This window comes from Curtobacterium sp. MCBA15_009 (genome assembly GCF_001864895.1).
In the GTDB taxonomy this organism is placed as follows: Bacteria; Actinomycetota; Actinomycetes; order Actinomycetales; family Microbacteriaceae; genus Curtobacterium.
Genome location: NZ_MJGO01000023.1, coordinates 394,854 through 416,851, shown reverse-complemented (window position 1 = coordinate 416,851; position 21,998 = coordinate 394,854). Strand labels below are relative to the sequence as shown.

Annotated in this window: 23 protein-coding genes; 13 read left to right on the top strand and 10 right to left on the bottom strand. The window is 73.0% G+C overall.

The features are described 5' to 3' along the window. Positions 1–106 precede the first annotated feature (106 nt). The gene (locus BIU97_RS07580) at positions 107–1,009 is read right to left on the bottom strand and encodes a LysR family transcriptional regulator (protein ID WP_071256171.1); all 903 of its coding nucleotides are present in this window, start codon (positions 1,007–1,009) and stop codon (positions 107–109) included. 82 nt (positions 1,010–1,091) lie between these two features. Between BIU97_RS07580 and BIU97_RS07575 the strand changes: the two genes are divergently transcribed. From BIU97_RS07575 to BIU97_RS07565, 3 genes are all read left to right on the top strand, one after another. After that, a complete protein-coding gene (locus BIU97_RS07575; protein WP_071297340.1) occupies positions 1,092–4,550 on the top strand; it encodes a proline dehydrogenase family protein in 3,459 nt (1,152 codons plus the stop codon). 23 nt (positions 4,551–4,573) lie between these two features. Next, entirely contained in the window at positions 4,574–4,840 is a 267-nt protein-coding gene (locus tag BIU97_RS07570; RefSeq protein ID WP_071297339.1) for a hypothetical protein, read from the top strand. Between the two features lie 143 nt (positions 4,841–4,983). Beyond that, the gene (locus BIU97_RS07565) at positions 4,984–5,424 is read left to right on the top strand and encodes a VOC family protein (RefSeq protein WP_071254446.1); all 441 of its coding nucleotides are present in this window, start codon (positions 4,984–4,986) and stop codon (positions 5,422–5,424) included. Positions 5,425–5,626: 202 nt separating this feature from the next. Here the strand turns inward: BIU97_RS07565 and BIU97_RS07560 are convergent, their stop codons facing one another. Together BIU97_RS07560 and BIU97_RS07555 are read right to left on the bottom strand one after the other, a co-directional pair. Beyond that, positions 5,627–6,070, bottom strand: coding sequence for an acyl-CoA thioesterase (locus BIU97_RS07560; RefSeq protein WP_071297338.1), 444 nt, complete (start codon positions 6,068–6,070; stop codon positions 5,627–5,629). After that, entirely contained in the window at positions 6,067–6,675 is a 609-nt protein-coding gene (locus tag BIU97_RS07555; RefSeq protein ID WP_071297337.1) for a QsdR family transcriptional regulator, read from the bottom strand. Before BIU97_RS07555 ends, BIU97_RS07560 begins: the two co-directional genes overlap by 4 nt. 47 nt (positions 6,676–6,722) lie before the next feature. Here BIU97_RS07555 and BIU97_RS07550 point away from each other — a divergent pair, with 47 nt between their 5' ends. After that, complete coding sequence (locus BIU97_RS07550) at positions 6,723–7,916, top strand: acyl-CoA dehydrogenase family protein (RefSeq protein WP_071297336.1); 1,194 nt, start codon at positions 6,723–6,725, stop codon at positions 7,914–7,916. Positions 7,917–8,043: 127 nt separating this feature from the next. On the opposite strand, the gene BIU97_RS07545 is transcribed toward BIU97_RS07550, so the two are convergent. Beyond that, on the bottom strand, positions 8,044–10,149 hold the full coding sequence (locus BIU97_RS07545) for a S9 family peptidase (protein ID WP_071297335.1): 2,106 nt from the start codon (positions 10,147–10,149) through the stop codon (positions 8,044–8,046). Then, positions 10,146–11,042: a patatin-like phospholipase family protein gene (locus tag BIU97_RS07540; RefSeq protein ID WP_071297334.1), complete on the bottom strand. Its 897-nt coding sequence runs from the start codon at positions 11,040–11,042 to the stop codon at positions 10,146–10,148. Before BIU97_RS07540 ends, BIU97_RS07545 begins: the two co-directional genes overlap by 4 nt. Before the next feature lie 125 nt (positions 11,043–11,167). On the opposite strand from BIU97_RS07540, the gene BIU97_RS07535 reads away from it, so the two are divergent. Both BIU97_RS07535 and BIU97_RS07530 read left to right on the top strand, forming a co-directional pair. Next, complete coding sequence (locus BIU97_RS07535; RefSeq protein ID WP_139195943.1) at positions 11,168–11,995, top strand: GAF domain-containing protein; 828 nt, start codon at positions 11,168–11,170, stop codon at positions 11,993–11,995. 41 nt (positions 11,996–12,036) lie between these two features. Next, positions 12,037–12,222 carry a hypothetical protein gene (locus BIU97_RS07530; protein ID WP_071254459.1) on the top strand — a complete coding sequence of 62 codons (186 nt, stop codon included), beginning with the start codon at positions 12,037–12,039 and terminating at the stop codon, positions 12,220–12,222. Positions 12,223–12,318: 96 nt separating this feature from the next. Here BIU97_RS07530 and BIU97_RS07525 read toward each other — a convergent pair whose 3' ends face one another. Continuing rightward, positions 12,319–13,350 carry an NADPH:quinone reductase gene (locus tag BIU97_RS07525; RefSeq protein WP_071297331.1) on the bottom strand — a complete coding sequence of 344 codons (1,032 nt, stop codon included), beginning with the start codon at positions 13,348–13,350 and terminating at the stop codon, positions 12,319–12,321. 59 nt (positions 13,351–13,409) lie between these two features. After that, positions 13,410–13,772: a winged helix-turn-helix transcriptional regulator gene (locus tag BIU97_RS07520; RefSeq protein ID WP_071297330.1), complete on the bottom strand. Its 363-nt coding sequence runs from the start codon at positions 13,770–13,772 to the stop codon at positions 13,410–13,412. Positions 13,773–13,864: 92 nt separating this feature from the next. Here BIU97_RS07520 and BIU97_RS07515 point away from each other — a divergent pair, with 92 nt between their 5' ends. Next, positions 13,865–14,512: an NAD(P)-dependent oxidoreductase gene (locus tag BIU97_RS07515; RefSeq protein WP_071297329.1), complete on the top strand. Its 648-nt coding sequence runs from the start codon at positions 13,865–13,867 to the stop codon at positions 14,510–14,512. A 319-nt stretch (positions 14,513–14,831) separates the two neighbouring features. On the opposite strand, the gene BIU97_RS07510 is transcribed toward BIU97_RS07515, so the two are convergent. Next, positions 14,832–16,154, bottom strand: a complete 1,323-nt coding sequence (locus BIU97_RS07510) for an MFS transporter (RefSeq protein WP_083420846.1) — start codon at positions 16,152–16,154, stop codon at positions 14,832–14,834. Between the two features lie 163 nt (positions 16,155–16,317). On the opposite strand from BIU97_RS07510, the gene BIU97_RS07505 reads away from it, so the two are divergent. Continuing rightward, positions 16,318–17,175 (top strand): LysR substrate-binding domain-containing protein, encoded by an 858-nt coding sequence (locus BIU97_RS07505; protein WP_071297328.1) that lies wholly within the window; start codon positions 16,318–16,320, stop codon positions 17,173–17,175. 3 nt (positions 17,176–17,178) lie between these two features. Here the strand turns inward: BIU97_RS07505 and BIU97_RS07500 are convergent, their stop codons facing one another. Further along, positions 17,179–18,306: a hypothetical protein gene (locus tag BIU97_RS07500; protein ID WP_139195942.1), complete on the bottom strand. Its 1,128-nt coding sequence runs from the start codon at positions 18,304–18,306 to the stop codon at positions 17,179–17,181. A 101-nt stretch (positions 18,307–18,407) separates the two neighbouring features. Here BIU97_RS07500 and BIU97_RS07495 point away from each other — a divergent pair, with 101 nt between their 5' ends. After that, positions 18,408–19,376, top strand: coding sequence for an aldo/keto reductase (locus BIU97_RS07495; RefSeq protein ID WP_071297326.1), 969 nt, complete (start codon positions 18,408–18,410; stop codon positions 19,374–19,376). Positions 19,377–19,433: 57 nt separating this feature from the next. Here the strand turns inward: BIU97_RS07495 and BIU97_RS07490 are convergent, their stop codons facing one another. Continuing rightward, positions 19,434–20,069 (bottom strand): NADPH-dependent F420 reductase, encoded by a 636-nt coding sequence (locus BIU97_RS07490; RefSeq protein ID WP_071297325.1) that lies wholly within the window; start codon positions 20,067–20,069, stop codon positions 19,434–19,436. 52 nt (positions 20,070–20,121) lie between these two features. Between BIU97_RS07490 and BIU97_RS07485 the strand changes: the two genes are divergently transcribed. The 4 genes from BIU97_RS07485 (at position 20,122) to BIU97_RS07470 (ending at position 21,962) form a co-directional block, all read left to right on the top strand. Continuing rightward, positions 20,122–20,418 carry a GNAT family N-acetyltransferase gene (locus BIU97_RS07485; RefSeq protein ID WP_071254476.1) on the top strand — a complete coding sequence of 99 codons (297 nt, stop codon included), beginning with the start codon at positions 20,122–20,124 and terminating at the stop codon, positions 20,416–20,418. 23 nt (positions 20,419–20,441) lie between these two features. Further along, positions 20,442–20,903: a VOC family protein gene (locus tag BIU97_RS07480; RefSeq protein ID WP_071254478.1), complete on the top strand. Its 462-nt coding sequence runs from the start codon at positions 20,442–20,444 to the stop codon at positions 20,901–20,903. An 82-nt stretch (positions 20,904–20,985) separates the two neighbouring features. After that, the gene (locus BIU97_RS07475) at positions 20,986–21,456 is read left to right on the top strand and encodes a MarR family winged helix-turn-helix transcriptional regulator (protein WP_071254479.1); all 471 of its coding nucleotides are present in this window, start codon (positions 20,986–20,988) and stop codon (positions 21,454–21,456) included. Continuing rightward, the gene (locus BIU97_RS07470; RefSeq protein ID WP_071254482.1) at positions 21,453–21,962 is read left to right on the top strand and encodes a metallophosphoesterase family protein; all 510 of its coding nucleotides are present in this window, start codon (positions 21,453–21,455) and stop codon (positions 21,960–21,962) included. Before BIU97_RS07475 ends, BIU97_RS07470 begins: the two co-directional genes overlap by 4 nt. Positions 21,963–21,998 lie beyond the last annotated feature (36 nt).

Here is a 21,998-nt window from a genome sequence, read left to right as displayed (position 1 = left end):
GGCTGGTGCCCTCATCCAGGAGGTGTCCTGCGCGAACCGATCCTGACGGACCCCCGGGTCTCGGTTCGGTCACGGCGTCGGTCAGGGGCAGACCGGGGTGGGCGGGTCAGTCGCCGACGGCGGCGGCTGCCCGTTCCAGCGCGGCGCGGAGCGCCCGGACCGCCGGCGAGGACGACCCCGCGGTCCGCACGACGGTGAAGATCGTGCGCCGCGGCCGCTCCGGCAGGTCGAGCAGCCGGCAGGTCGTCGTCCGGCCCGTCCACATCAGGTCGGGCATCAGGCTGACGGCGTTGCCGGACTCGACCAGCCGGATCTGCGTCTGCAGGTCGGCGGTCTCGTACCGGACGTCCGGCTCGAACCCCCAGCGCCGGCAGACCTGCTCGGCGAAGTGCCGTGAGGCGGTGCCCCGCGGCTCCATGACCCAGGGCATGGCCGCGGCGTCCTCGAGCGACGACACCGGCAGCAGCGCGGTGTCGAGCGGGGGGAGCGCCAGGCGGACGGCGTCCGTCGTCAGGTCGGAGCGGTCGAGCCCCGACAGGTGCGGCGCAGCGTGCGCCGGGTACTGCTCGGCGATGACCATGTCGAAGTCGCGCGCCCACGTCTCGTTCAGGGCGGTCTCCGGCTCGCGCTGCACCATCTCGACCCGCACGTCCGGGTGCTCCGTCGCCATCTCGTGCAGGGCGTTCGGCATGAGCGCGAGCGCCGCCGACTGGAACACCGCCACCCGGACCCGGCCCTGCACCGCCGGCAGGGTCTCCTCGACCTGCGCCTGCGCCTGCTCGAGCACGTCGAGCACGTGCCCGGCCGCTGACACGAGCACCTCGGCCTGCGGGGTGAGCTGCAGGCGTCGCCCGGCCTTGCGGAGGAGCTGCACACCGGCCTCGCGCTCCAGGGCGCTGAGCTGCTGCGACACGGCCGAGGGCGTGAAGTTCACCGCCTCGGCGACGGCCGCGATCGTGCCACGGATGGAGAGCTCCCGCAGGAGCACGAGGCGGCGGACGTCGAGCATGTCGACACGGTAGTACAGCTTCACGGTACTCATCAGAAGAGATCGCTTCCGCTACCGCATCGGTGGCCGCCACACTGATCCCATGACGACGTTGCACGAGGAATCCGCCACCGACCACGACGCCCTGGCGGACCAGTCCGTCGCCCTCGTCCGGCAGTGGCTGGCGGACGCCGAGTCGTACCCGGTCGACGGGTCCGCGAAGCAGCTCGCCGGTGTCCTCGCCGACCCCGCCGGGCTCGACTTCGCGGTCGGCTTCGTCGACGGCGTCGTCCGCCCCGAGGACCTCACCGTCGCCGCGCGCAAGCTCCGCCAGATCGCCCCCGACGCCCCCGGGTTCCTGCCCGCCGCCATGCGTGGCCTCGTGCGGCTGGGCGGCGGGATGGCACCGGTGCTGCCGAACGTCGTCGTCCCCGTCGCCCGTCGCGTGCTCCGGAACATGGTCGGGCACCTCATCGTCGACGCCACCGACGCGAAGCTCGGCCCCGCCATCGCGAAGATCAAGCGCGACGGCGTCCAGCTCAACGTCAACCTGCTCGGCGAGGCCGTCCTGGGCGAGCGCGAGGCCGCCCGCCGCCTCGAGGGCACGCACAAGCTGCTGGCACGCGACGACGTCGACTACGTCTCCATCAAGGTCTCCTCGACCGTGCACCCGCACTCCCCGTGGGCGTTCGGCCACGCGGTCGACGACATCGTCGAGCAGCTCCGCCCGCTGTTCGAGCGCGCCGCCGCCGCGATCCCGGCGAAGTTCATCAACCTCGACATGGAGGAGTACAAGGACCTCGACCTGACCATCGCGGTCTTCACGAAGCTCCTCGACGAGCCCGCGTTCCTGCACCTCGAGGCCGGCATCGTGCTGCAGGCGTACCTGCCCGACGCGCTCGCCGCGATGCAGGAGCTGCAGGAGTGGTCCGCAGCCCGTCGCTCGCGCGGCGGCGCCGGCATCAAGGTGCGCCTGGTCAAGGGCGCGAACCTGCCGATGGAGCAGGTCGAGGCGTCCGTGCACGGCTGGCCGCTCGCCACCTGGCACACCAAGCAGGACTCCGACACGAACTACAAGCGCGTGCTCGACTGGGCGCTCACCCCCGACCGCATCGAGAACGTCCGCGTCGGCGTCGCCGGGCACAACCTGTTCGACGTCGCGCACGCCTGGCTGCTCGCCGGGGAGCGTGGGGTGCGGGACGGCATCGAGTTCGAGATGCTGCTCGGCATGGCGCAGGGGCAGGCCGAGGCCGTCCGGAAGACCGTCGGGTCGCTGCTGCTCTACACGCCCGTCGTGCACCCCGGTGAGTTCGACGTCGCGATCGCCTACCTGATCCGCCGCCTCGAAGAGGGCGCCTCGCAGGACAACTTCATGTCCGCCGTGTTCTCCCTGGTGTCCTCGCCGCCGCTGTTCGCCCGTGAAGAAGCACGCTTCCGCGCCTCGCTCGTGCCGCTCGCGACGCCCGAGGGCCTCGAAGCGCCGGCATCCCACCGCGTCGCCGACCGCTACGCGGCCGTCGGTCGGCCCGGCCCCGGCCACTTCGAGAACACCCCGGACAGCGACCCGTCGGTCGCCTCCGTGCGTGCCTGGGGTGACGCGATCACCGCGCGGGTCGCCTCGTCGACGCTCGGTGTCCGCGCCGTCCAGGAGGCCCGGGTCGACTCCGCCGCGTCGCTCGACTCCGCGCTCGGTCGCGCGAAGGCCGCCGGTGCGGTCTGGGGCACCTGGTCCGGTGCCGCCCGCGGCGCCGTGCTGCACGCCGTCGGCGACGCGCTCGAGGCGAACCGCGCCGCCCTCATCGAGGTCATGGCCGCCGAGACCGGCAAGACGATCGACCAGGCCGACCCCGAGGTGTCCGAGGCGATCGACTTCGCGCACTTCTACGGCACGCTGGCGTCCGCACTGGACGACGTCGACGGTGCCACCTTCACGCCGGCCGAGCTGACCCTCGTTGCACCGCCCTGGAACTTCCCGGTCGCGATCCCCGCCGGCTCGACGCTCGCCGCACTGGCCGCGGGATCCGCCGTCGTGCTGAAGCCCGCACCGCCCGCCGAGCGCTCCGGCGCCGTGCTCGCCTCGATCATCGAGACCGCGCTCGACGCCCACGGCGCCCCGGCCGACGTCCTCGCGTTCCTGCAGGTGTCCGAGAACGACCTCGGGCAGCAGCTCATCGCCTCGCCCATGGTCGACCAGGTCATCCTCACCGGCGCGTACGAGACGGCCGAGCTGTTCCGCTCGTTCCGCCCCGACCTGCCGCTGCTCGCCGAGACCTCGGGCAAGAACGCGATCATCGTCACGCCGTCGTCCGACCTCGACCTCGCCGTCAAGGACGTCGTCGCGTCGGCGTTCGGGCACGCCGGCCAGAAGTGCTCGGCCGCGTCGCTCGTCGTCATGGTCGGCTCGGTCGCGAAGTCGAAGCGCTTCCGCAACCAGCTGCTCGACGCCGTGTCCTCGCTCACCGTGGGCTACCCGACCGACGCCGCGACGCAGATGGGCCCGGTCATCGAGCCGGCCGCGGGCAAGCTGCTCGAGGGCCTGACGACGCTCGGCGCGGGGGAGTCCTGGGCCGTCGAGCCGCAGCAGCTCGACGAGACCGGCAAGCTCTGGAGCCCAGGCGTCCGACAGGGCGTCCGCCGTGGCTCGGCGTTCCACCGCACCGAGTACTTCGGCCCGATCCTCGGCATGATGACCGCCGATTCCCTCGACGAGGCGATCGACATCGTCAACGAGGTCGACTACGGCCTGACCTCGGGCCTGCACTCGCTCGACCCGGCCGAGATCGGTCGCTGGCTGTCGCGCATCGAGGCGGGCAACCTCTACGTCAACCGCGGCATCACCGGCGCCATCGTCCGCCGCCAGCCGTTCGGCGGGTGGAAGAAGTCGGCCGTCGGTGCCGGGACGAAGGCCGGTGGGCTGAACTACCTGCTCGGGCTCGGGTCGTGGACGCCGGCTGTTGCGACCGATGGCTCGGCCGTCTCGGCACCGGTCTCGGCGTTCGCCCGGGCCACCGGTGTGACCTCGGAGTCGCTCGACCGTGCACTCGCGTCCGACGAGCAGGCATGGTCGACGCTGTTCGGCACCGCGGCTGACGTCTCGGCGCTGTCCGCCGAGCGGAACATCGCCCGGTACCTGCCGTTCCCGTCGGTGCAGGTGCGGCTGGCCTCGGTCGACGAGGACGCCGTTCCCGAGCTCGTCCGGGTCGTCGCCGCGGCACTGCGGGCCGGCACGACGATCGAGGTCTCGACGGCGGCGACGCTGCCGTCCTCCGTCGCCTCGGCGATCCGCGCGCTGCCGATCGTCCGCTCGCTGTCCCAGACGGTGTCCGACGAGGCCTTCGCGAGCTCGGTGGCGTCCGGCCCGTCGAGCCGGGTGCGGCTCATCGGCGGGGACACCTCGGCGCTGTACACGGCCGTCGAGGGCCGTCCGGACGTCGCGGTCTACGGTGGCCCGGTGACCGAGGCCGGGCGCCTCGAGATCCTGCCGTTCGTCCGGGAGCAGGCGGTGTCGATCACGGCGCACCGCTTCGGGACGCCGAACCACCTGACGGACGGACTGATCTGATCCCGCACGCACCCGACGCCCGGTTGTCCCGGCGCCGATCCCTGCGCCTCGTCGGTGCCGCCCTGCTCCTGCCGGCACAGGGCGGCTGGCTCGCCTTCGCCCTGCGCGACGGCGGGGCCTGGTGGCTCGCCTGGGCCGTCGTGCTCGTCGGTCTGGTGGCCTGCACGGTGGTGACGGCCGTGCAGGCCCGCCGGCTCGAGCCGACCGGACGGCCCGTGATCGCCACGCCGGTGAACGTCGCCGTGCTCCTGGCGCTCCTCGGCTGGATCCTCGTCGCACTCGTGCGCTGACGGCGCACGGTCGTCCGGCGCCGGAGCTGTCCGGTCGCCGCACGGCCTGGGGTGGCTCGGAGGGACGGCGCGTTGCCTCGGAGCCGCGCCGCAACCACGGCGCACCCGGCGGTCCCGCCGGACGATCCCTGAGGAGCACCACGATGACCGAACCCTTCGCCCGCCCGACCGCGCTCGCCCACGTCCGGGTGACCGTGACCGACATCCACCGCAGCAAGGCGTTCTACCAGCAGCTGCTCGGTACCGATCCGGCCATCGACTTCAGCGACCAGGTCGACGAGCCCGGTGTCCGCGAGGACCGCGAGCGGTTCTACGGCGGCGCGGTGTTCCGGCTCGGCGACCAGGTGTTCGGGCTCCGGCCGGTCGCCCCCGCGGGGCAGACGTTCAACCCGGACTCGGTCGGCCTCGACCACGTCAGCTTCGTCGTCGGGTCCGTGGACGAACTGCACCAGGCCGCCGCGCGGCTCGACGCCGCCGGGGTCGAGCACGGCGAGGTGACCGACCTCGGCGATGCCGGCATGGTGATCCTGTCCGTGCAGGACCCGGACGACATCAACCTCGAGCTCGCCGCCGTCACGGGCTGACGGACCGGGCGCCGGTCGGCCGGGCCGTCCGGACCGGACCGGTCTCGGTCCGGTGCGGCGTCGCCCTGCTGCGAGGTCGACCTGGTTCGATTTCGGCCCGCACAACCAAGGTGCTCCCGAACCGCGCGATCGCGTGGTTCGGGAGCACTTCGGTTGTGCGCCAGCGCGCAACGGGCGACGGGCGCCGGTGCGCCGCCGGCGCTCAGTCGGCTGCGGCGGGCTGCCCGGCGGTCATCGTGCTCGTCACGAGCTCGCGGAGCGACGCCGGCAGGGGGACCGGTCGGCGGGCGCCCTCGCGGTCGATGATCACGTGCACGAACTCGCCGGTCGCGAGGAGCGCACCGTCGGACTGACGGAACAGGCCGAACTCCCACGACAGGCTCGTGTTGCCGAGGTGCTTCGAGCGCATCCCGACCTCGATGACGTCCGGCCAGACGGCGGACTCGACGAAACGGCAGCTCGACGAGACCAGCACCGCGATCCACTCCGACGAGAACGGGTCGAGGCCGGCCTGCTCGCGGAACCAGTAGGTCGACGCGTTGTCCATGGCGCTGTAGTAGATCGTGTTGTTGACGTGGCCGAACATGTCGTTGTCGTTCCAGCGCGTGGGGTAGACGCGGACGAAGGGGTAGTCGTCGATGGTCATGGTGCTCCGATCGGTGGTGTCTCCGGGCTGGGGTTGCGGCCCGGTCGCAGGACGTACTCGAACGCGGCGCGCGCTCGGACGGGGTCGGGAGTCTCGCCGGAGATGAGGTCGGCGTAGGTGAACGACTCCGAGATCCGCACGAGCAAGCGTGCCAGTTCCTCGGCGGAGAGTGGTGCGGGGTCGAAGTCGCCGGACGACTGCTCCTCGACCACGAGCGCCGTGACGCGGCCGACGAACCGGCTCTGCACGTCGCTGTCCCGCGTCGTGAGCAGGCGGAGCGCCCGTGCCGGCTCGCGGGTCAGGAACGCCCGGAAGTAGGGCGCCTCGATGAGGTCGGCGGTGAACCGGTCGAGCACGTCGACGATGCGGGCGGCTCCGGTCGCCCGGTCCTCGTCGGCGGCGCGGGACGCCCGGTCGAGCGTCGGGACCGCCAGGGACCAGAGGATCTCGGACAGCAACCGGTCACGGTTGCCCACCCACCGGAACAGCGACGTCCGGTCCACGCCGAGCGAGCCGGCCAACGCCCCCATGTCGATGCGTGAGCCGGCGATGAAGGTGTGGCGGGCCTCCCGGAAGGCGCGCAGCGCAGAGTCCGATGTGTACACGCGAGTCTCCCTTGCAACGTTTTCGAGAATGATGCATCGTTGGTTCCATGTCAACGACGGCGCTCCCGAGGACCCTGCTCGAATCGGACTTCTACGGCTTCCAGCAGCAGCTGTCAGAGCCGGAACGAGCGTCGATCGGGCGGCTGCGCGAGTACCTCGAGCGAGAGGTCGCGCCCATCGCCGACGGCTACTGGGCACGGGCGGAGTTCCCGATGCAGGTGATCGCCCCGCTCGCCGAGCTCGGCATGTACGGTCCGGGCATCCCGCTCGTGCGCCACTTCGAGAACTCGGCGGTCTACCGCGGGTGGGCCGCCCTCGAGCTCGGGCGTGTCGACGCGAGCGTGGCGACCTTCATCGGCGTGCAGTCCGGTCTCGCGATGAACTCCATCGCGGTCGGCGGGAGCGAGGAGCAGCAGCGCGAGTGGCTGCCGCGCATGGCCGCGGGCGAGCTCATCGGTGCGTTCGGCCTGACCGAGCCGCTGTCCGGCAGTGACTCGGCACGCGGACTCCGCACGACCGCGCGGCGTGAGGGCGACACCTGGGTGCTCGACGGCGAGAAGCGCTGGATCGGCAACGCGACCTTCGCCGACGTCGTCGTCATCTGGGCGAAGGACGTCGCGGACGAGCAGGTGAAGGGCTTCCTCGTGACGACGGACACCCCCGGCTTCACCGCCACCAAGATCGAGGACAAGATCGCCCTGCGCGGGGTGCAGAACGCCGACATCGTCATGCAGGGCGTCCGGGTGCCGGAGTCGCGCCGCCTGCAGCGCGCCGACTCGTTCCGGACGACGGCCGAGGTGCTCCGGCTCACGCGCACCGAGGTGGCCTGGCAGGCCATCGGCATCGCCGTCGGCGCGTACGAGGCCGCGCTGTCCTACGCGCGCGAGCGCATCCAGTTCGGCAAGCCGATCGCGGCGCACCAGCTCGTGCAGGACCGGCTCGTGCAGTCGCTCGGCAACATCACCGCGTCGATCGCGCTCTGCACGCAGGCCTCGGCCATGCAGGACGCCGGCGTCGGGGGCGACGAGCACTCGGCGCTGGCCAAGGCGTTCGCCACGGCGAAGATGCGCGAGACCGTCGCCTGGTGCCGCGAGGTGCAGGGCGGCAACGGCATCGTGCTCGACAAGGGCGTCGCCCGGTTCTTCGCGGACGCCGAGGCGATCTACTCGTACGAGGGCACGCGCGAGGTCAACACGCTCATCGTCGGGCGGGCGATCACGGGGCAGGCCGCGTTCGTCTAGGCCCGGGCGGCCCGGGCGGGACGGGCGGCTCGGGTGGCTCGGGCGGCTCGGGCGGATCCGACCCGGAACGACGTTCTCGACGTCGTGCGACGTCGATCCTGTCGTTCCGGGTCGATCGAGCTCGCCGCTACCCGAGCAGCTCCGGACGCTGCCAGTCCTCGCCGAGCACGTGCTGCCCGAGGAACGCGAACACCGTCTCGTACCAGACCACGGCGTGCTGCGGCTTGAGTACCCAGTGGTTCTCGTCCGGGAAGTAGAGGAACCGGTGCGGCATCGTGCCGTCCGCTGCGGCGTGGTGCTCGGCGAGCTCCGACCACAGCCGCAGACCCTCGCCGATCGGCACCCGGTAGTCGCGGTCCCCGTGGATCACGAGCATCGGTGACGTGATGTCCGCGACGAAGCGGTGCGGGTCGTTCGCCGCGATGCCGTCCGCGTCGAAGATCGACGACCAGTAGTGCGACGAGTCCGTCGTGCCGTTGAACTGGTCGAGCGCCCACAGGCTGGCGTGGGTGACGACAGCCCGGAACCGGTCGGTGTGCCCGGCGACCCAGTTCGCCATGTAGCCGCCGAACGATCCGCCCATCGCCGCCGTTCGGGTCGCGTCGATGTCCGCCCGGGCCTCCACGGCGTCGGTGATCGCCATGAGGTCGGTGTACGGCGCCTGCCCCCACGCGTTCCACCCGCGGTTCACGAAGTCGAGGCCGTAGCCCGTCGACAGCGCCGGGTCCGGCAGCAGCACCGCGTACCCGCGCGCCGCCGCCAGCATCGGGTTCCACCGCCACGACCACTGGTTCCACGAGTTGAGCGGGCCACCGTGGATCCAGAGCAGCAACGGGTGCGGCCCGTCGCCCTCCGGCACGACGAGCCAGCCGCGCACGCGCGCCCCGTCGGTCGCGGTCGTCTCGACCTCTTCCAGGTGGGCGGGGACGTCCGGCAGGGGCGCCGGCGTCGCGAGCGGGGTCACCGTGCCGTCGCCGTCGATGCGGACGGGGTGCAGCGGCGCCGCCCAGGAGGCCCGCAGCGCCACGACCGTGCCCGTCGCCTCCGCCACGCACAGGCTCGAGTACGCCCAGTCGTCGTGCGTCAGCTGCTCGACGGCGCCGCCGTCGAGCGGGAGGCGGAACACGGGCGCCCGGCCGTCCTGGTCGGCGACGGCGAGCAGCGCCCGGTCGCCGTGCTCGAAGACGAGCTGTGCGGGCCAGCGGTCCCAGTCGGAGGCGACGCGTCGTGCGTCGGACCCGTCGATCGAGGCGACCCAGACCTCCTGCTGGTTCGCGCCGGCCGGGGTCGAGCGGACCGTCCGCACCCACGCGACGGTACGTCCGTCGTGGCTGAGGGCGGGCATCTCGTGGTCGACACCGTCGTCGCCGAACAGGGTGGTGCGCGTTCCGGTGGTCAGGTCGTGCGCCACGATCGTGGAGCGGTCACCGCGGGCTTCCCGCACGCCCACCGCGGCGATGAGCACGGTTCCGTCCGGGGTCAGTGCGCCGTCGACGTGGTCGAGCGATCGACCGGGAGCCGGTGTGCGGTCGGTCAGGCGGGGCAGGCCGGCGGCCTCGGCGCTGTCGGTGCTGCTGCTGTCCTCGCTGCCGGCGGGGCTCGTGCTGGCCTCGGCGCTCGTCGTCGCGTCGGCACCGATCTCGAGGGTGAGGACGTGCGTCTGGTCCGGCCCGAGGTCGTGGTCCCAGTACCGGACCGGGTAGGTCTCGTGCAGGATCGCCCGGACCTTCTTGTCCGAGCGGGCCTTCCGCAGTTCGGCGTCGGCGGCGATGACCGTCTCGGGGTCGGTCCCGGCGCCGGGCAGCAGGTCGGCCGTGACGGCGACGGTGTCGGCGTCCGCGGCGGTGGCGAGCACGCCGCCGACACCGCCGGTCAACCGGGTGAGCGGGCGGGCCTCGCCGCCCCCGGCCGGCAGGACCCAGAGCTGCGCCGCGTCGAGGTCGGACGCGTCGGCGTCGGGCCGGGCGGACACGAACAACAGGTCCCCGGTGCGGGTGAAGGCGACCCCGCCCTCGCCCTTCGCGGAACGGGTGAGCCGGACCGGTCCGGCCGCGCGCGCCCCGTCGGCGTCGGCGTCGGCGGGGACCTGCCACACGGAACGCCGGTACGCGGTCCGGTCGGGGTCGAGCGCGCTGACCGTCAGGGCGACCCGCTGGCCGTCCGGACTGATCGCGATCCCGTCGACACGGGGGAGCGCGGTGTACTGGTCGAGGTCCGAGAACGGCGTCGTCATGCGTCCACGCTAGCGAGGTCCTCCGACCAGAAGGCCGCGATCCGCTCGGCGACCGCCGTGCCCTGTGCACGACCGGCGTCCGCCGCGGGTGCCTGCGTCGAGAGCGCCAGCGAGTTCGTCCCGAACGCCTGCTGCGACGTGCTGTCGGCGATGACGACCTCGACCGAGCTGCCGCCGGCCCGGAGCGACTCCACCGCGACGTCGAGCCAGGGTCCGAGCGGGGACGGCCCCTCGGGACCGCAGGCGATGACGAGCACGCGCTCGTGCCCGGCTGCGACGTCGGCGTTGGTGGCGGAGCGCATGCCGCCGTCGATGTACGGGCGGCCCTGGATCGCGACGGGCGACCAGACGAACGGCACGGAGCAGCTGGCGGCGACCGCGCGCGGCAGGGGGACGCCGTCGGCTGCGGTGAGCACCCGGAACGTGCCGTCGGTGGCGTCGATCGCCGTCACCGCGAGCGGGGCGTCCGGCCAGTCGGTGCCGGGCAGGGTCTCGACGAAGGTCGCGGTCCGCTCGTCGTCGGTCTGGCCGGTGGTCACCTGCTGCGCGGCCCGGCCGAGTCGGGCGCGGGCGTCCTGGTCGTCAGAGGCGCCCTGGAGCGCTGCGCCCACGCGTTCCTGCACCGAGCCGGGCTCCACCTGCGTGGGCTCCACGTAGGTGGACGGCAGGGGAGCGTGCTGCTGGTCGTACGCCTGCAGCACGGCACCGTTCCGGACGAAGGTCCCGACGACGCTGCCGGCACTCGAGCCGACGACGAGGTCGGCGGCACCGAGGTCGACGCCGGCGTCCTGCAGGGCGGAGAGGACCCCGAGCTCCCAGGCGATCCCGGCGATCCCACCCCCGCCGAGGACGAGGGCTCTGGTTCCGGGCTGGGGCGTCGTGGCGTCGGTCATGGGTCCTGCTTACCAGTCGCCGGTGTCCGGGCCGGGCAGCGCGACGCCGCGCTGTGGACACCGTGCCGCACGATCGACCTGTGGACAACTCGATCCCCGTCGGTGGTCGGCCCTAGCGTCGAGGCATGGGAGCACAACGGGGACGACGCCGGACGCGTCCGGGGCGCATCGGCACGGTGGCGTGGCCGGTCGTGGTGGCGGCCGCGCCGACCGCTGCGTTCCAACTGCCGAACCTGTTCGTCGTGCCGGCGGTGCGGCTGTCGCTCGTGGTGTTCGGACTCCTCGTGCTCGCTGCGGCCGTCGTCGTGCAGGTGGTCCGCACACGGCACAGCGACGCTGCCCGGGGTGCGGCGGAGGACAACGCGGCGGCGGTCGAGCTCGAGCAGTCCACCGCCGTGCGGTACGCCTTCGGCCAGATCGCCACCCGGCTCGTCCGCTTCACCGAGCTCCCGACGCGCGAGCGGCGCGGTGAGCTGCCCGTCTTCGCCGACCGGGTCGCCGTGGCCCTCGCCTTCTACCTGCTGCCCAAGGTGCCCGACGTCCGTGCCAACGTGTACCAGCTGTCGGCGGACCTCCGCGCGCTCGAACCGATCGGGCACGGTGGTGCCGGTGACACCGCCGGGGTGTTCCGCGCGGGGACGCCGTACGGCGACCGCAACCTCGAGTGGGTGCTCGTCGGCGGAGCACCGCGCGTCGTCGGCGACCGGGCCGCCGACGTCGACGTCGACGACGACGTGCCCGGCTTCGAGCCGCGGTACACGTCCTACGTGTCCGTGGTGATCCGGTCCGAGGAGTACTCCTTCGGGATGCTCACCGTCGACTCGCCGGCCCCCGACGCGTTCACCGAGCTCGACGCGAAGGCCATCGCGATGATGGCGTCGTTCATGGCGGTGGCGTTCTCGTTGACCTACTCGTTCCCGGATCGGGACCGCAATGCAAGGAAAGGCCCGTGATGCTCACACGCTCTGTCGGACGCTCGACGTACGATCCCCTCATGACGACCGTGAACCCCGCCCCGCTGTCGTTCGGCCGCGCCCGGATCTCCTCACCGAACTGGAACGACGACACCACCGACGCCGACTACGAAGACCTCGACGTCATCGCCGCCAACCTCGAGCGCGAACGCGCCGCAGCCCGTGACCGGGTCGCCGCCGCCATCGCCGCTCGCCTGGGTCGCTGACCCATCCCTCGTCACCCGTCCTGACCGACGACCGCACGACGAACGGCACCCGTGCTCCTGCACGGGTGCCGTTCCTGTCTGCCGGCGCGCGCTCCGCTACGAGGCGGGCGCCACGTCGATGAGCACCTTCCCGACGGTGTCCTGCTCGACCGCGTCGTGGGCGGCGGCGGTCTGCTCCAGCCCGAACCGGGTCAGCGGGAGCCCGGCGTCGGCACCGACCTCGAGCACGCCGTCGTGGAGCGCCTCGGTGACGTCCTCGGCCGCGGCGGCCAGGGCCTCGTCGCCGATCGTGTAGAGCAGCAGGAACTGGTACCGGGCGTTCACGCTCATGTTCGGGCGGATCGGCAGGGTCGCGTCGTCACCGCCGTTGTTCGCGTAGATTGAGACGACGCCGTGGTTCGCCAGGACGTCGGCGACGAGCGTCGCGTTCTGCGGGATCGACACCTCGACGACGACGTCGACGCCGTCGGGGGCGATCGAGCGGATCTGGTCCGCAGCGTCGTCGTCGCGGTAGTTCACCGTGTGGTGGGCGCCGGCCGCCGTCGCGAGGGCTGCCTTCTCGTCCGAGCTGATCGTCGAGATGACGGTCGCTCCGGCCCACCGCGCGAGCTGGATGGCGGCGTGGCCCACGGCACCGGCACCGCCGGCCACCAGGACCGTCGTGCCCTCGAGGGCCCCGGGGCCGAGACGCGCGGGACCGTCCTCGTGGACCGTCAGCGCACGGTGCGCGGTCATCGCCGGGACACCGAGCGACGCGCCGACGTCGAAGCCGGTCCGCTCGGGCAGCGGCACCACCCGCTCGGCGGGCACGACCGTGTACTCCTGGGCGGTGCCGGTCGGACGGGACGCGGCGGCCATGAAGAGCCAGACCCGGTCGCCGACGGCGAGTCCCTCGACGCCGGGGCCGACGGCGTCCACGACACCGGAGCCGTCCTGGTTCGGGGTGATCTCGGGGAAGGGCAGGCCGTCGCCGTAGGTACCGCCGGCGCGCGCCTTCCAGTCGGTGGGGTTCACACCGGAGACGACGACCCGGACGCGGACCTCGCCGGCGCCGGGTTCGGGGAGGTCCCGCTCGACGAGTTCGAGGACGCTGCTGTCACCGGGCTTCGTGTAGACGATCGATCGCATGTCCCCAGGCAACCACTCGGGACCGTCGTGGATTCCGAGCGTCGAGCCGCGCCCCCGGGTCAGCGCGCGTCGTACGCCACGCGCGACTCCGCGACGTCCGCCATGTGCGAGGTCGCCCAGTCCTCGAGGGGCTCGAGGACCGTCCGGAGCGACCGCCCGCGGTCCGTCAGTGCGTACTCGACGTGCGGCGGGATCTCCGGGTAGACCGTGCGGGTGACCAGCCCGTCCCGTTCCAGCGCCCGCAGCGTCTGCGTGAGCATCTTCTGCGAGACGCCCTGCACCCGGTTCGCGATGGCCGAGTAGCGTGCCGGTCCGTCGGCGAGGCTGCCGATCGTCAGCACGCTCCACCGGTCGCCGATGCGGTCGAGCAGCTGCCGGCTGGGGCAGTTGGCCGCGTAGGGGGTGTACTCGAGTGCTGACATGACGTCCTCCCTTACGCACCGTGAGGTGCCTACTTACTCAAAGAGAGTAACTCTTGTACGGTGAGGAACACCAGGTCCACGAAAGGAACCCCATGACCAGCATCGTCGTCTTCGGTGGCACCGGCTACGCCGGCTCCGCCATCACCTCCGAGGCCCTCTCGCGCGGGATCGCCGTCACCGCGGTCGCCCGTGACACGAGCAAGCTCGAGCCGACCGACGGCCTCACCCTCGCGCAGGGCGACGCCTTCGACGCGGACTTCGTCGCCGAGGTCACGAAGGGCGCGGACGTCATCGTCGTGTCGCTGCACGCCGTGCAGGCCGACGGCAGCGAGCTGAAGGACAGGTTCCAGCACTTCGTCGACGCGGCCGCTGCCGCTGGCGCCCGTCTCGGCATCGTCGGTGGGGCCGGATCGCTCCGGGTCGCCGAGGACGGCCCCCGCCTGTTCGACACCGAGGGCTTCCCGGACGCGTTCAAGGGCGAGGCGAAGAGCCACGCGCAGGTCCTCGAGACCCTCCGCGCGTCGGACACCGAGGTCGACTGGTTCTACGTGAGTCCGGCCGCGGCCTTCGGCGGGTACAACCCGGGCGAGCGTCGCGGCACCTACCGCACCACCGACGAGGTCCTGCTCACCGACGCCGAGGGCAACTCGGACATCTCCGGTGCCGACTTCGCCATCGCCTTCGTTGACGAGATCGAGACGCCGGCGCACCACCGCGCCCGCTTCGGCGTCGCGTACTGAGCCGGTTCGCCTCCCGACCGGGGCACGCGCTGCACTGCGGTCCGCGTCTGCGCCCCGTGGCGGGCGTCGCGCCCGTGTGAGTCGGGGCGCGATGCGCGCACGGGGGTGCGACGCGCTGGTGCGCGTCCGCGCCCCGGTGGGGAGGCCCTCGTCGGCTCCGTCTCGTGCCTCGCGTCCGCTGCGGCCTGCGTCCGCGCCCCCTGGCGGGCATCGCGCCCGTGTGAGTCGGGGTGCGATGCCCGTACGGGGGCGCGAAGCGCCGTGCGCCCGCTCCGCCCCGCGCCCGCGCCCGCTCCGCCTCGCGCCCGCGCCCGCGCCCTCAGTGCGCGACGATCGCCGGCACCGGCACGTGGTGGCGCATCCGCACCGCCAGGTGCAGGCCGCCCCGACGGGCGAGCACGAGCGCGATGACCGCGGCGGCCACGGCCGGCACGCCGCCGGCGACGACCATCCCGACGTGGGCGCCGAAGCGGTCGACGACCTGGCCCATGACCGGCCCGCCGATCGCCTGGCCGCCGAGCAGCACGAGGACGTAGAGCGACATCACCCGGCCCCGGATCGCCACGTTCGACGACAGCTGCACGAGCGAGTTCGAGGCGGTCATGAACAGCAGCTGGGACATGCCGACGACGACGAGCGCCACGGTGAACGGCGCGATGACGGGGATCGTCCCCGACACCACGAGCAGTACCCCCGTCCAGAACACCCCGCCGACGATCGTCCGCAGCCGCACGACCGCCCGGCGGGTGGAGAGCAGTGCGCCGGCCAGCGCGCCGACCGCGACCGCGGAGTTGAACACCCCGTAGCCGGCGGCGCCGACGTCGTAGACCTCGGACGCGAAGGCGGACAGCAGCACGGGCATCGTCAGGGCGAACACCGAGAAGAACGCCATGAGCACCACGGGCACGAGGATCGTCGGCTTGTGCAGGGCGTAGCGCAGGCCCTCGACGAGCTGGCCCTTGCCGCGGGGTGCCGGTGGCGTCCGGTGCAGCTCGGACACGCGCAGGAACCCGAGCGTCACGACGACGGCGACGCAGGCGACCGCGTTCACGCCGAAGGACCAGCCGGCACCGACCGCGACGAGCAGCGCGCCCGACAGCGCCGGGCCGATCATGCCGCCGAGCTGGAACACCGACGAGTTGACGCTGATCGCGTTCCGCAGGTGCTGGTGGCCGACGATCTCCGTGACGAAGACCTGGCGAGCCGGGTTGTCGATGACGGTGACCATGCCGACCAGGAACGCGATGACCCAGATGTGCCAGGCCTCGACGACGCCGGTGAGCGTCAGGACGGCGAGCAGTGCGGACAGCACCGCGAAGGCGCCCTGCGTGATCATCATGAGGGCGCGTTTCGAGAACCGGTCGACGAGGACGCCGCCCAGCAGCCCGAAGAGCAGCATCGGCGCGAACTGGCAGGCGACGGTGATGCCGACCTGCGCGACGGAGCCGGTCAGCTGGAGCACGAGCCAGTCCTGCGCGATGCGCTGCATCCACCCGGCGGTCATCGCGATGAGGTTCGTCGCGGTGAACAGCCGGAAGTTCGGCACCGACAGGGCGATGAGGGTGTGCCGCCACGGCGGACGCTCGGCGACGACGGGCAGCGGTTCGGTGGGCGGTGGGAGGGTCGTCGGTGACGCGCTCACGGTGCGGGGTACTCCGGACGTGGTGGTGGTGGGACGGGCACCCCGTCGGGAACACGGGGTCTGCCCCACCGAAACTACGGGTCCGCGGGTCATTCGCCACCCGTATGGTGGCTATCACTCCATTGCGATGTCGAATGGGGGCCACCGACGGAAGGCGACCACCGTGCTCGACCCGGTCCTGCTGCAGACGTTCCTGGCCGTCGCCGAGACCGGCAGCTTCACGCAGGCCGGCACCCGGCTCGGCATCAGCCAGCCGACGGTGTCGCAGCACGTCCGGCGCCTCGAGACCGCGGTGGCGCGGACCCTGGTGGCCCGGGACACCCGCGGGGTCGCGCTCACCGACAACGGCGACGCGATGGCGGGCTTCGCGCGGACCATCCTGGCCGCGCACGCCACCGCCGATGCGTACTTCTCGGGCTCGGCGACGCGGGGACGGCTGCGGTTCGGCGCCGCCGACGACCTGGCGATCACGCAGCTGCCGCGGATCCTCCGCGACTTCCGGCGGCTGCACCCGCAGGTCAACCTCGAGCTGACGGTGAACCAGTCGGCGCCGCTCCTGCGTCGCGTGCACGCCGGGCAGCTCGACCTGGTGTTCATCAAGCAGACCGCGGGGGAGTCCGCCGAGGGCACCCGGGTCGCCACCGACCAGATGGTGTGGATGGCGCAGGACGGCATCACGGTGGAACGCGACGAGCCGGTGCCGCTCATCGTCTACCAGGCGCCGAGCATCAGCCGGCAGATGGCGATCGACGCCCTCGAGGCCGCCGGCCGGACCTGGCGGATCACCTGCAACACCCGGGACGTCAACGGCGTGCTCGCCGCGGTGCGCGCCGGCATCGGGGTCGCGGTGTTCCCGCACTCGCTCATCCCGGCGGACCTGGTGAAGGTCTCGCAGCGGCTCGGCCTGCCGGACCTGCCGGCGGTCGACTACGTCCTCATCGCGAACCCGACGGTGCAGCGCGGTCCGATCGAGGCCCTCACGAACGCCATCACGTCCCGAGGGGTCGTCCGCGCCGTCTGACGGCTACGGCGCGAGCGTCGGGGTCGTCCCGCTGCCGGTGAGGTCGGGCAGCGTCACCCCCGCGAGCGGCAGCAGTGCGGCGGCCACGGCCCAGAGCAGCACGAGCGTGCCCACCCCGCCGAGCACCGCGCCGAGCAGCGCGACCGGACGCTGCCAGGTCGCGGCGGCGTTCCGGAGCGTCGCGATCGAGAGCACGAGCGCGAGCGCCCCGAGCACCAGGCCGACGGCGTGCACCGTGCCGGGAGCGGTGAACCACCACGCCGCGAGACCGAGCGTCGCGGTGCCGGTGAGCGCACCGAGCACGGCTCCGGGGGTCGCGCCGAGTGCGCGGCGCGATCGGGTCGCGGCGGCGACGGACGGGAGGCCCGGTTCGGCTCCGGCGACGGCGTCCGGCCCGCCCTCGGGTGCGGTCGCGGGCAGGGCGGCGGTCGGAGCGTCGGCGCCGGTCGCGGGGACGGTCGTCGCGGTGGTGCCGCCGACCGTGTCGGCCGGCGCGGGCACGACCGGCGCGGGCAGCACCGAGGGTGCGGCGGGAGCCGCCGCGGCGGCTCCCTGGACGACGGTGTCGAACGGGTTCGCCGGAGCGGGGGTCGGCGCGACCGCGGCGCTCTGCTGGGCGGCGAAGCGGCGCGGCGTGCGGTAGCCGATCGGACCGACGGGGGCGGGCTCGGTGCCCTCGACGACGACGTGCTCGAGGCCCGGCACGGAGAACCGCGGCTGGCCCGCGGACGGCACGGGAGCGACGGCCGGCGGTGCCGGCGCGGCCGACGGCGCCGGCAGCGTCACCGGGGCGGTCGCGACGGGCACGGCGGCCTCCGGAGCCGGGGGTGCGGTCGGGGTGCGGAACGGGACGGTGTGCACGGTGGGCGACGTCGGCGCCGGCGGGAGCAGGTCCTGCTGCGGCGGGTAGTCGGGCACGACGACGTCCTGCTCGGCGAGGGCCGTGACCGTCGTCGCGACGTGCGCGCCGGCGGTGAGACCCGGCGCCCCCTGGGCGGCGTGCGACGTGGCGGGGGTGGGGCGTGCCTCCAGGCCGGCGGCGGCCGGGGCGGCGTCGGTGGGCGGCGCGGTGACCCAGGACGGGACCGGACGGCGCGGCCGGTCCGAGTCCGGCATGCGGTGCGATGCCACAGCGGTGCTCCCTTTTCCGTCGAGTGATCCACGATCAGTTCTACCGGCGCTGCCTCGGAAAGTCGCCGCCCCAGTTCCGGGGTCGCCGGTACGGTCGGGTGATGACCGGAATCGAACACCGCCCGCTCGGTCCCTCGGGACTCGTCGTCTCCACCGTCGGCCTCGGCTGCAACAACTTCGGCAGGCGCGGGACCGCGTCGGAGTCGCAGGAGGGGACCGACGCCGTCGTGCGGGCCGCCCTGGACGCCGGGGTCACCCTCTTCGACACCGCGGACGTCTACGGCGGGGCGCCGGGCATGTCCGAGGAGATGCTCGGCCGGTCGATCGCCGGGCGGCGCGACGAGGTCGTCCTGGCGACGAAGTTCGGCATGGACATGCAGGGTGCGAACGGTCCGGACTGGGGCGTGCGGGGGTCCCGCCGGTACGTGCGGCTCGCCGTCGAGTCCTCGCTGCGACGCCTCGGCACCGACTGGATCGACCTGTACCAGATGCACCGCCCCGACGACGTGACGCCGATCGAGGAGACCCTGTCCGTCCTCGACGAGCTGGTGCGCGAGGGCAAGATCCGCTACGTCGGGCACTCGAACTTCGCCGGGTGGCAGATCGCCGAGGCCGAACTGACCGCGTCGATCGCCGGGACGACGCCGTTCGTGTCGGCGCAGGACGAGTACAGCCCGCTGGCGCGGCAGGTCGAGGCCGAGGTGCTGCCCGCGGTCCGTGCCTACGCGCTCGGGTTCCTGCCGTACTTCCCGCTGTACAACGGCCTGCTCACCGGCAAGTACACGCGGTCCGGCGGCCCGTCGGACGGGCGGCTGACGACCTCGAAGCCGCAGGTCCTCGAGGACGCGCCGTGGGAGGTCCTCGAGGACTACCAGCGCTTCTGCGACGAGCGTGGCGTGACGATGCTGCAGGCGACCTTCGCGTGGTTGCTCGCGCAGCCGGGGCTGTCGAGCGTGATCGCCGGGGCGACGAAGCCGGAGCAGATCACGCAGAACGTCGAGGCGGGGACGACGTGGACCCCCTCCGAGGACGACATCGCCGACATGACGGTCCTGTTCGACCGCGCCTGACGCGTGTGCGCCCCGGCCCGGCCGTCGACGGTCGGACCGGGGCGGACGTCGGTCGGGTCAGCGCGTGGCTGCTGCCAGGGCGTCGCGGAGCTGCTCGGCCGTCAGACGGGGGCCGTAGCCGGGGGTGTCCCGCTCGATGCGCCAGCTGTCCGCCAGGGGACCCGCGTCGACGACGTCGAACCCGAACGCGTCGATGAGGTCGGTGACGACCTGCTTCGCCTCGGCGTCGTCGCCGGCGACCACGAGGGCGCGGCGGTCGGGCGTGCCGGCCGGCGTGGCGTGGCCGGTGAGGTCGGCGGCGCCGATGTGGTTGAACGCCTTGACGACCCGTGCGCCGGGCAGCCGGTCCTGCAGCATCTGCGCGGTCGTCGTGCGGCCCTCGTCGAGGGCGGCGATCTGACCGTCGCGCTGCGGGTAGTAGTTGTTCGTGTCGATGACGACCTTGCCGGCGAGCGGCTCGGCCGGGATCGTGTCGATCGCGCCGAGGGGGACCGTCACGACGACGATGTCGCCCGCGGCTGCGGCCTCGTCGCGGGTGGCGGCACGTGCGCCGTCGCCGAGCTCGCCCACGAGGTCGGAGAGCGTCTCCGGTCCGCGGGAGTTCGCGATGACGACCTGGTGGCCGTTCCGCACGGCGAGCCGTGCGAGCTGGGATCCGATGTTGCCTGCGCCGATGATGCCGATGGTGGTCATGCCGAGTGCAACACGGCGGACGGGTCGGCATTCCCCGGAGCATGATGGCGGCATGTCCCACGAGTTCCGCAACGAGACCGACCGGCAGCGCTGGGCGATGTACGTCGACGGCGCACTCGTGAGCGTCCTCGACCACCGCGAGAACGGGGACGCGATCGCGTTCCCGCACACGTACACGGTTCCCGCGCACCGGGGCCACGGCTACGCGGCGGCGCTCGTGGAGCACGCCGTCGCCGAGGTCGAGACCACCACCACGAAGCGCATCGTGCCGATGTGCTGGTTCGTCGGCGAGTGGTTCGACGCCCACCCCGAGAAGGCCCACCTGCTCGTCCGCGGCACCGCGGACTGAGCCGACACGAGAAGGGGGCCACCGTGCCCGCCATCACCCCGTTCCTCTGGTTCGACGACCAGGCTCGCCAGGCCGCCGAGTACTACGTCGGCCTGTTCCCCGACAGCCGCATCGACAGCATCGCCACGACACCGGAGGGGCGGACGCTCGTCGTCGAGTTCACGCTGCTCGGCCGGCCGTACCGGGCGATGGACGGCGGACCCGGCCACCCGCACTCCGACGCGGTGTCGTTCCAGGTGGACGTCGACACGCAGGACGAGCTCGACCGGGTGTGGGACGCCCTGCTCGCCGACGGCGGCCGACCGGTCGCGTGCGGGTGGCTGGTGGACCGGTGGGGGCTGTCCTGGCAGGTGACCCCGTCGATGATGGGCGACCTGATGGCCGGCTCCGGCGACCCCGAGGCGAACGCCCGGGTCTTCCGCGCGATGCAGGAGATGGTGAAGCTGGACATCCCGGCGCTGCAGGCGGCGGCCGCGGGGCGCTGACCCGGTACCGGTGACCCCGCCGGTACCGTTGCAGGAGAGAACACCGCCGGCCGGTGCCGGCACAGACAGGCTGGAGCCCTCCATGGACCACCCGAGCTCCCAGGTCCGCAACAGCGAGATCGGTCGCGCCTACACGGAACTCGCCCGCATCACGCGGCGCGCGAGCATCCGGGCACGCGGCTCCGAACTGGTGCTGAGCGTCGTCGACCAGTCCCTCGTCGACTTCGTCGTGCAGCACCCCGGTTGCATGGCCATCGACATCGCCCGCTACCTGCGGCTGAACCGGTCGACGATCTCGCGGCAGCTGTCCGGGCTGCTCGCGGCGGGACTCGTCCGCACGCTCGACGGCGGGACGGGCAACGCGAAGCCGCTCGCGGTGACCGACGACGGCCGCGCCGCGCTCGAACGGTCCGTGCAGCTGCACCGCGACGCGCTCGAGGAACGCCTCGCCGACTGGTCCGACGACGACATCGCGCTGCTCGCCGGCCTGCTCGAGCGGCTCGGCGCCGCCGACGAGGCCGGCCTGCCGATGCCCGGGCGCACCGACTCGTGACCACGTCGTTCGTCCTGCTGTCCGACACGCACCTGCCGAAGCGGGCGAAGGACCTGCCCGCGGGGTTGTGGGCCGACATCGACGCCGCCGACCTCGTCGTGCACGCGGGGGACTGGGTCGACGTCGCGACCCTCGACGCCGTGCAGGGGCGGTCGCGCCGCTTCGAGGGCGTCCGCGGCAACAACGACGGCCCGGAGTTCGACGACCGGCTGCCGCTCGTGGCGTGGTTCCCGGTCGAGGACCTGCGGTTCGCCCTGGTGCACGAGACGGGGGCGTCGACCGGCCGGGAACGCCGGATGACCGAGGCGTACCCGGACGTCGACGTGCTGGTCTTCGGCCACTCGCACATCCCCTGGGACACCGTGGCGCCCGGCGGCCTGCGGCTGCTCAACCCCGGCTCGCCCACCGACCGCCGTCGGCAGCCGGACCACACGTGGATGCGCGGCACGGTGGACGGCGCCGACCTGTCCGTCGAGCTGGTGCGGCTGCCCCCGGCCGCCCGCTAGCCGCGGTCCGGACCCGGCCCGGCCCGGCCCGGCCCG

Excerpts from the sequence above, each read along its gene's own strand:
- BIU97_RS07540 (WP_071297334.1), bottom strand. The coding sequence starts at position 11,042 with ATGACCGACGCCACGACGCCCCAGCCCGGAACCAGAGCCCTCGTCCTC.
- BIU97_RS07580 (WP_071256171.1), bottom strand. The coding sequence starts at position 1,009 with ATGCTCGACGTCCGCCGCCTCGTGCTCCTGCGGGAGCTCTCCATCCGT.
- BIU97_RS07490 (WP_071297325.1), bottom strand. The coding sequence starts at position 20,069 with ATGACCACCATCGGCATCATCGGCGCAGGCAACATCGGATCCCAGCTC.
- BIU97_RS07545 (WP_071297335.1), bottom strand. The coding sequence starts at position 10,149 with ATGACGACGCCGTTCTCGGACCTCGACCAGTACACCGCGCTCCCCCGT.
- BIU97_RS07560 (WP_071297338.1), bottom strand. The coding sequence starts at position 6,070 with ATGACCATCGACGACTACCCCTTCGTCCGCGTCTACCCCACGCGCTGG.
- BIU97_RS07475 (WP_071254479.1), top strand. The coding sequence starts at position 20,986 with ATGGACCACCCGAGCTCCCAGGTCCGCAACAGCGAGATCGGTCGCGCC.
- BIU97_RS07575 (WP_071297340.1), top strand. The coding sequence starts at position 1,092 with ATGACGACGTTGCACGAGGAATCCGCCACCGACCACGACGCCCTGGCG.
- BIU97_RS07485 (WP_071254476.1), top strand. The coding sequence starts at position 20,122 with ATGTCCCACGAGTTCCGCAACGAGACCGACCGGCAGCGCTGGGCGATG.
- BIU97_RS07520 (WP_071297330.1), bottom strand. The coding sequence starts at position 13,772 with ATGTCAGCACTCGAGTACACCCCCTACGCGGCCAACTGCCCCAGCCGG.
- BIU97_RS07550 (WP_071297336.1), top strand. The coding sequence starts at position 6,723 with ATGTCAACGACGGCGCTCCCGAGGACCCTGCTCGAATCGGACTTCTAC.
- BIU97_RS07535 (WP_139195943.1), top strand. The coding sequence starts at position 11,168 with ATGGGAGCACAACGGGGACGACGCCGGACGCGTCCGGGGCGCATCGGC.
- BIU97_RS07495 (WP_071297326.1), top strand. The coding sequence starts at position 18,408 with ATGACCGGAATCGAACACCGCCCGCTCGGTCCCTCGGGACTCGTCGTC.
- BIU97_RS07530 (WP_071254459.1), top strand. The coding sequence starts at position 12,037 with ATGACGACCGTGAACCCCGCCCCGCTGTCGTTCGGCCGCGCCCGGATC.
- BIU97_RS07515 (WP_071297329.1), top strand. The coding sequence starts at position 13,865 with ATGACCAGCATCGTCGTCTTCGGTGGCACCGGCTACGCCGGCTCCGCC.
- BIU97_RS07565 (WP_071254446.1), top strand. The coding sequence starts at position 4,984 with ATGACCGAACCCTTCGCCCGCCCGACCGCGCTCGCCCACGTCCGGGTG.
- BIU97_RS07525 (WP_071297331.1), bottom strand. The coding sequence starts at position 13,350 with ATGCGATCGATCGTCTACACGAAGCCCGGTGACAGCAGCGTCCTCGAA.